We start from the raw sequence: 7,086 nt of genomic DNA, 5'->3' as shown, positions 1-7,086 counted from the left end.
GCGCCCGGCGACTACGCGCGGACCGGCCCGCCGGCCGGGCCGCCGGCGCCGGGCCGCCCCGGCGGTCACGCGCCGCTGCCCCGCCCGGAGCCGAGGGAGGTGCGGCTGGGCGGGCTGGTGTTCCTGCTGGCGTTGATCGCGTTCGCCGTCGGGGTCGCGGTGTCCTGGACCAGCCAGCCGTTGGGTTCGGTGCTGGTGATCGGCTCGGCGTCGGCGCTGGCGGTCTTCGGTGTCGGGCTGCTGGTGAGCGCGTTCGTCGGCCGGCTGGGGCTGGGCACCATCACGGCCGTGCTGCTGACGGGCGTCGTGATGGCGAGCGCTTCGGTGCTGCCGGACAACATCACCACCAGCTGGGAGAGTCACCGCTGGCGGCCCGACAGCCCGGGCGCGGTGCTGACCGGGTACGAACTGGGCAGCGGCGAGGCCGAGTTGGACCTGACGGGCGTGGACCTGGCGCCGGGGTGGACGCTGGCCACCGAGGTGGAGGCGGGCGCCGGGCAGATCACCGTGCTGGTGCCGTACGACGTGGACCTGAACGTCTCGGTGGAGATCGGCGTCGGCGCGTTCACCTACCAGCCGCTGCGTGGCATCGGCGGGAACGACGACCGCGACTCGTGGGGCGGCTTCGGCCAGGAGCGCACCCTGGAGTACCCGGCGGTGGTGGACGCCACCGTGCCGGAGGGGGAGGCGCCCGAGGAGAGCGACGCGGACGGCGACCCCCGGGAGGTCGAGGCCGTGGCCGTGGAGAACCCCAGGATCGAGCTGCGGCTGGAGATGGGCGTCGGCCATGTCCAGATCGAGCGCGCGGGAGAGGAGCCACGGCCGTGAACCACCGCCACGAACCGCAGCGTTGGGTGGTGCGCCGCCACCGCTTCGAGCCGGCCCGGCTGGTGCTGGGCCTGTGTCTGCTGCCGATCGCGATGCTCTTCGTGCTGCACGCCACCGGGGAGACCGAGCTGTCGTTGGCGCTGCGCTTCCTGCTGCTGCCCTGCGCGCTGGTGCTGGCGGCGGTGGTCGCCGTCATCGCGCTGACGGTCCGCCGCACCCGGGGCCCGCGCCCCGTGGGCGGCGGGCGGGAGAACGCGACCGGCGAACGGGACACGACCTAGTCGCCGGCCTCGCGGCGGTCCGTCGCCGCGAGCAGGCGGCGGGCGAACGCGGCGCAGCCGGCGAGGATCTCGTCCGGGCCCTCGATGTGGAAGTCCGCGTCGAGGAACGCCAGCGGCAGCGGCAGCCACTCCCAGGAGTCCACGCCGAGCGTCGCGCGGGTCCGCCCGGGCCCGAGCGCTTCGAGCCGCGCGTCCTCGTGGCGCAGCGCGTCGGCGACCCGCGTCAGCGGCGCCTCGACCACCAGCCGCACCTCGCGGCGGCTCGCGTTCAGGCCGGCGCGCAGATAGCCCAGCGCCGAGTCCGCCGGCAGCGCCCGCGCGCCGTGGTGCGCGCCGGTGCGCAGCAGGTCCTCGATCCGGTCGGTGCGGAAGACCCGCCAGTCCTCCCGTTCCAGGTCCCAACCCAGCAGATACCAGCGCTGGTTGAGATGGACCTGCCGGTGCGGCTCGACCCGGCGGCGGCTGTCGGCGCCGCGCGCGTCGCGGTAGGCGAACGTGACGGTCTCCCGTTCCGCGATGGCCTCGGCGAGGGCGGCGAGCGCGCCGGGTTCGACGCCGGGCGCCGGGCGCTCGCCCGTCTCCAGGCTGGCCCGCAGGGCGGCGGCGCGGGAGCGCGGCCTGGCCGGCAGGAGCTGGTCGAGCTTGCCGTAGGCGCGCCGCGCCGCGTCGTCGAGGCCGCCCGCCTCGCCCGAGGCCGACGCGGCGAGGGTCGCCACGCCGAGCAGCGCGGCGACGGCCTCGTCGTCGTCGAGCACCAGCGGCGGCAGGCCGCGCCCGGCCGCCAGCCGGTAGTGGCCGCCCGGCCCCGGTCTGGTGGTCACCGGATAGCCGTAGCCGCGCAGCCGCTCCACGTCCCGGCGCAGCGTGCGGGGGCTGACGCACAGCAGCCGCGCCAACTCGGCGCCGGTGAACGCCCGGCCCGTCTGGAGCGTCGCCAGCAGCGCCAGCATCCGCCCGGTCACATCGGCCATGGCTCCCGATGATGCCCGAGGAGCCGGCCGGCGCGGAAACGGTGCCCCAGGCCGGCCGGCAGGCTGGCCGGCTGGCCGCCCGGCGCGGAAACCGGGGGCTCCGCGCGGACGCGGCCAGGATCTGGCCGCGTCTCCGCCTAGCGTTCCGGCCATGGACCACCGCACCATCACCCTCAGGGGCGCCCGCACCCACAACCTCGCCGGACTCGACCTCGACATTCCGCGCGGCCGGCTGGTCGTCGTGGTCGGCGTCTCAGGGTCCGGCAAGTCCTCGCTGGTCTTCGACACCATCGCGGCCGAGGCCGGCAACCAACTCCGCGACACCTTCCCGCCGTTCGCCCGCAACCGGCTGCCCTCCCAGCCACGGCCCGACGTCGAGCACATCGCGGGCCTCTCCCCGGTGATCGTCGTGGACCAGCGCCGGGTCGGCGGCAACGCGCGCTCCACGGTCGGCACGTTCACCGACGCCTGGAGCTATCTGCGCCTGGTCTACTCGCGCGTCGGCACCCCGCACGTGGGGGAGTCGAACCACTTCTCGTTCAACGACCCGGCCGGCATGTGCCCGGGCTGCGACGGGCTCGGCGAGCGGATCGTCAGCGCCGTCGACCGGTTCCTCGACCTCGACCTGTCCCTGCGGCAGGGCGCGATCCAGCTGCCCGGCTTCGGCCACGGCGGCTACTGGTACGACCGGTACGCCGACATCGGGGACTTCGACGCGGACACCCCGCTGCGCGAGTGGAGCGAACGGGAACGCGAGGCCCTGCTGTACGGGGGCGAGGCGGCGGCCGAGCTGGGGCGGGGCGCGCCGGGAGACTACGAGGGCGTCGTCGAACGGTTCGAGCGGATCTATCTGCGCACCGCCGACAACCTCTCGGACGCCAAGCGGGAGACCATCCGCCGCTTCACCCGCACCGCCACCTGCCCCGACTGCGGCGGCGACCGCCTCAACGAGGCGTCCCGCGCGGTCACCGTGCTGGGCCACACCATCGGCGAGCTGGCCCGCCTTGAGGTCGCCGAACTCGCCCCCGTGGTGCGGGCGGTGGACGCGCCCGCCGTGGCGCCCGCCGTGGAGGCGCTCGTCGCGCGGCTGGAGGCCATGGACGCCATCGGCCTGGGCTACCTCACGCTGGCGCGCGGCACCACCACGCTCTCCGGCGGGGAGTCGCAGCGGCTGAAGACCGTCAAGCACCTGGGCTCCAGCCTCACCGAGATGCTCTATGTCCTCGACGAGCCCACCGTCGGCCTGCACCCCACCGACATCGCGTCCATGAACGGGCTGCTGGCGCGGCTGCGGGACGCCGGGAACAGCGTGCTGGTCGTCGAGCACGACCCGGACGTGATGGCCGCCGCCGACCAGATCGTGGAGATCGGCCCGGGCGCCGGCGGCGACGGGGGGCGCCTCGTCTTCCAGGGCGGCTACGCGGAGTTGACCCGCGCTGACACCCCCACCGCCCGCGCCATCGCCCGCCGCGCGCCGACCAGGACCCGGCCGCGCCCCGCCACCGGCGCGCTCACCGTGCGGAACGCGACCCGCAACAACCTGCGCGGCCTCACCGTCGAGATCCCGACCGGCGTGCTGACCGTGCTCACCGGCGTCGCCGGCTCCGGCAAGTCCAGCCTGGCCGCCGAGCTGGTCGAGCGGCACCCGGTGCGGATCGTGGACCAGCGGCCGGTGAGCACCAACCGCCGTTCCACGCCCGTCACCTACACCGGGATCGCCGGCGCTGTCCGTTCCCTCTTCGCCCGGCACACCGGCGCGCCGGCCGCGCTGTTCAGCGCCAACTCGCTCGGCGGCTGCCCCGACTGCCAGGGCCTGGGCGTCGTCCACGCCGACCTCGCGTTCATGGAGCGCCGCGAGCTGGTCTGCGAGACCTGCCGGGGGCGCCGCTTCACGTCCGAGGCGCTGGCCCACACCGTCGACGGGCTGACCATCGCCGACGTGGACGACCTCACCGTCGCCGACGCCGTCGAACGCCTCCCGGACCGGCGGATCGCCGCCGGGCTGCGCGCGCTGAACGAGGTCGGCCTCGGCTATCTGCGGCTCGGCCAGTCGCTGGCCACGCTCTCCGGCGGCGAGTGCCAACGCGTCAAGATCGCCCGGGAGTTGCGGCACGCCGAGGAGCCAGGGGCCTACCTCCTCGACGAGCCGACCACCGGGCTGCACCTGAGCGATGTGACGACGCTGCTGCGGGTCCTCGACGCGCTGGTGGAACGCGGCCACACCGTCGTCGTCATCGAGCACCACCTGGAGGTGATCCGGCACGCCGACTGGCTGATCGACCTCGGGCCAGGGCCCGGCCGCCACGGCGGCACCGTGCTCTACGAGGGGCCCGTCGCCGACCACACCGACCAGGCCACCCCGACGGGGCGGGCGCTGGCCACGTCGCCCTGAGGCAACGTCCGGTCGCTCAGCGGAAGATGCGGTCGCCTCGGTGCGGCAGGAACCACGGCCGGGAGCCCAGCAGCCCGTCCAGGGTGTAGGGGCCGCCGCCGGCCAGCGCCAGCGCGACGAAGCCGAACAGCAGCGGCAGATCGGCGCCGAAGTAGTACGGGTCGGTGGACCAGGAGACCGTCAGCCAGAACGACAGCGCCAGCAGCGCGCCCAGCCCCGCCGCCCAGCGGGTGCGCAGCCCCAGCAGGATCGCGGCGCCCAGCACGATCTCGGCGACCGCCACCCCGTGGCCCGTCAACTCCGGCGCGTCCAACGCCCGGTCGACCAGCCAGGGCACGGCCGCGTCGTCCCGGGACGCGGTCAGCATCCCCTCCATGGTGTCCGTGTTCATCACGGAGCTGAACGGTCCGCCGTCCACATACTTGTCGATCCCGGCATAGAGGAAGGTGAAGCCGAGGAAGAGGCGCAGCGGCAGCATCGCCCACCGCGCGGCGGTCTCCCGGGCGCCTCCCGGCCCCCCGGTCACCGGGGGATGACCGCCCAACGGGTCCGTCACCGACATGGGCCAACGCCCTTTCGTCGCGGCTTGAAGGGACCGGTCAGTCTGCCACCGTGACGCGGTAGCGACCAGACTCCGTGCCGGCCGCCGTGATCACCCGCACCTCGACCCGCCCCGGCTCCACCTCGGCCGGCACGCGCACCACCAGCCGGTCGTCGTGCGGGTTGTCGAAGCCGCCGCGCGTGGGGACCAGCGGCACCGGGACCGTCAGGCCGCCGATCCGCACCACCGTCTCCGCCAGCCGCTCGGCCGAGTCGGCGCCCGCCGGCACGAAACCCGAGCCCCTGATCTCCAGTTCGTCGCCCTGCCGGATCGGCGCCACCACCGTGCCGGGCTCGCGCACCCGCACCACCGACTGGATCACCGGCCGGGCGCCCTCGGTGTACTTGGCCGCCAGATACGTCAACGCCGAGACGCCCAGCAGCAGCGCCACCCCCCACGGCAGGTCGGGCAGCTCCCTCGGGCCGCGCGCCAGCCGCACCCCGACCAGCGTCAGGGCCGCCGCGTTCACCAGCAGGTACTGCACGTCGGGGAAGCTGCCCCGGCCGCCGTCGTCGGTCAACAGGTCGGCGGGGCGCGGCACGACGGCCCGCACCTTCTGCATCCGGAAGCCCCGCACCCGGGTCGCCACCGTGTGCCGCACCCAGACCGTCACCGCGCAGGCCAGCGCGACCGCCGTCAACAGCCCGCCGGCGCGCGCCGGCTCCAGGCCGTCCAGCAGCGCCGCCCGTTCCCCGCCGTCGCCGAGGCCGGCCAGCGTGAACGCCAGCATCAGCACGGTGACGCCGGACAGCAGCAGCCAACCGGCGGCCACCGCGCGGGAGGTGGAGAGCCGGTTGTCCTCGCCGACCAGCGGGGCCAGCAGCCCGCCCCGCTCCCGGTGCGCCCGGCCGACCGGCGTCAGCAGCCCGGCGACCGTCGCGGCGGACAGCAGCGCCGTCGTCCTGGCCAGCGTCCACCCCTGGTCGCCGAGCAGGGCGGTCGCCAACTGGCCCAGCAGCAGCGCCCCGACCAGCGCCCACATCGCCAACAGCGCGCGGTCGGCCAGCGCCGCCAGCCGGAACCGGCCGTGCGCCGTGGCCCTGACGGCCACCTCCCTGGCCGCCTCGGTCAGCTCGTCGGAGATCCACTGCCGGGACGCCTCGGGGGAGTGGGCCAGGCCCTGCGGTATGCCCTCGCCGGCGGCCAGCCGGTCGCGCAGCTCGGCCAGCGCCTCCTCGGCGCGGCGCAGCGCGGCGGCGGCCGAGGCGGGGCAGTCGCCGCAGGAGCAGTCGGCGCCGTGCGCCGGGGACTTCGGCTCCGGCGGGGTGGCCGGCGCCGGCGGGGCGGCCTGGGCCTGCGGGGCCGGCGGTTCCTTCGGGGCCGGCGGCTCGGTGCTCTCCCGTGGCCTCGGCGGCCTCGGCGGGGCCGAGCGCTCGGCGTCCGGCGCGCTCGGCGCGGCTTCGCTGGACGGCTCGTCGGCCACGCTGCTCTCCCCTTGTCGCGAGATTCCCCGGACCCTCTTGCGGAACGGAGCCCCGCCTCGCGGTCTCCGGTCCTGCTCCGGGGCGTCCCCGGGCCCGGGGAGCGCGGCGCTGCGGCCGACGCCCCGCGTCGCCGCCGGGGGCGACGCGCCTCGATGTCCCGGGCCCTACGGATTCTGCCCTACCCGCGCGCCGTCAGGCGGGCCGGGTCGCGCCGTTGAAGGGCATCGAGTCAACGTCCGCGAGCCGCACCGGCGTTCCGGACCTGGCCGCGTGCACGATCTGCCCGTTGCCGATGTAGAGCGCCACATGGCTGTTGTCCGGGTAGTAGAACACCAGGTCGCCGGGGGCGAGTTGGGAACGGGAGACGCGCGGCCCCGCCGTGGCCTGGGCGTAGCTGGTGCGCGGCAGCGACACCCCGGCGGCGCCCCAGGACGCCAGCGTGAGGCCCGAGCAGTCGAAGGAGTCCGGCCCGGTGGAGCCCCAGCCGTAGGGCTTGCCCAGCTGGGCCAGGGCGAAGCCGACGGCGGCGGCCGCCCGCGCCGTGGGCGCCTCGGCGGCGCCGGCGGCCCGCGCCTCGTCCCGGCCGGCG

The 7,086-nt window shown here is 75.8% G+C and carries 6 protein-coding genes and 1 pseudogene; 3 read left to right on the top strand and 4 right to left on the bottom strand.

All coding sequences use genetic code 11. The annotated features are described in order from the left end of the window. Both EBN88_RS27380 and EBN88_RS27375 read left to right on the top strand, forming a co-directional pair. Positions 1–828, top strand: a pseudogene (locus tag EBN88_RS27380) (LiaF domain-containing protein); the annotation flags it as partial. Further along, positions 825–1,109, top strand: a complete 285-nt coding sequence (locus EBN88_RS27375) for a hypothetical protein (RefSeq protein ID WP_122399730.1) — start codon at positions 825–827, stop codon at positions 1,107–1,109. The pseudogene EBN88_RS27380 and the gene EBN88_RS27375, both read left to right, overlap by 4 nt. On the opposite strand, the gene EBN88_RS27370 is transcribed toward EBN88_RS27375, so the two are convergent. Beyond that, positions 1,106–2,080 carry a helix-turn-helix transcriptional regulator gene (locus tag EBN88_RS27370; RefSeq protein WP_122399729.1) on the bottom strand — a complete coding sequence of 325 codons (975 nt, stop codon included), beginning with the start codon at positions 2,078–2,080 and terminating at the stop codon, positions 1,106–1,108. The two genes, EBN88_RS27375 and EBN88_RS27370, sit on opposite strands and share 4 nt — an antisense overlap. A gap of 151 nt (positions 2,081–2,231) precedes the next feature. Here EBN88_RS27370 and EBN88_RS27365 point away from each other — a divergent pair, with 151 nt between their 5' ends. After that, complete coding sequence (locus EBN88_RS27365) at positions 2,232–4,472, top strand: ATP-binding cassette domain-containing protein (protein WP_122399728.1); 2,241 nt, start codon at positions 2,232–2,234, stop codon at positions 4,470–4,472. A 16-nt stretch (positions 4,473–4,488) separates the two neighbouring features. Here EBN88_RS27365 and EBN88_RS27360 read toward each other — a convergent pair whose 3' ends face one another. The 3 genes from EBN88_RS27360 to EBN88_RS27350 all read right to left on the bottom strand — a co-directional run. Continuing rightward, on the bottom strand, positions 4,489–5,034 hold the full coding sequence (locus tag EBN88_RS27360; protein ID WP_122399727.1) for a DoxX family protein: 546 nt from the start codon (positions 5,032–5,034) through the stop codon (positions 4,489–4,491). Between the two features lie 37 nt (positions 5,035–5,071). Then, entirely contained in the window at positions 5,072–6,262 is a 1,191-nt protein-coding gene (locus EBN88_RS27355; RefSeq protein ID WP_199742505.1) for a hypothetical protein, read from the bottom strand. 427 nt (positions 6,263–6,689) lie between these two features. Continuing rightward, positions 6,690–7,086: C40 family peptidase (locus EBN88_RS27350; RefSeq protein ID WP_147472871.1), on the bottom strand; the 397-nt coding region annotated here is incomplete at its 5' end.

The sequence above is a fragment of the Streptomyces triticirhizae genome (genome assembly GCF_003696235.1).
Lineage (GTDB): Bacteria > Actinomycetota > Actinomycetes > Streptomycetales > Streptomycetaceae > Streptomyces > Streptomyces triticirhizae.
This window is presented reverse-complemented; position numbering and strand designations above follow the sequence as displayed.

Coding starts and splice junctions, on each gene's coding strand:
- EBN88_RS27370 (WP_122399729.1), bottom strand. CDS start 2,080: ATGGCCGATGTGACCGGGCGGATGCTGGCGCTGCTGGCGACGCTCCAG.
- EBN88_RS27365 (WP_122399728.1), top strand. CDS start 2,232: ATGGACCACCGCACCATCACCCTCAGGGGCGCCCGCACCCACAACCTC.
- EBN88_RS27360 (WP_122399727.1), bottom strand. CDS start 5,034: ATGTCGGTGACGGACCCGTTGGGCGGTCATCCCCCGGTGACCGGGGGG.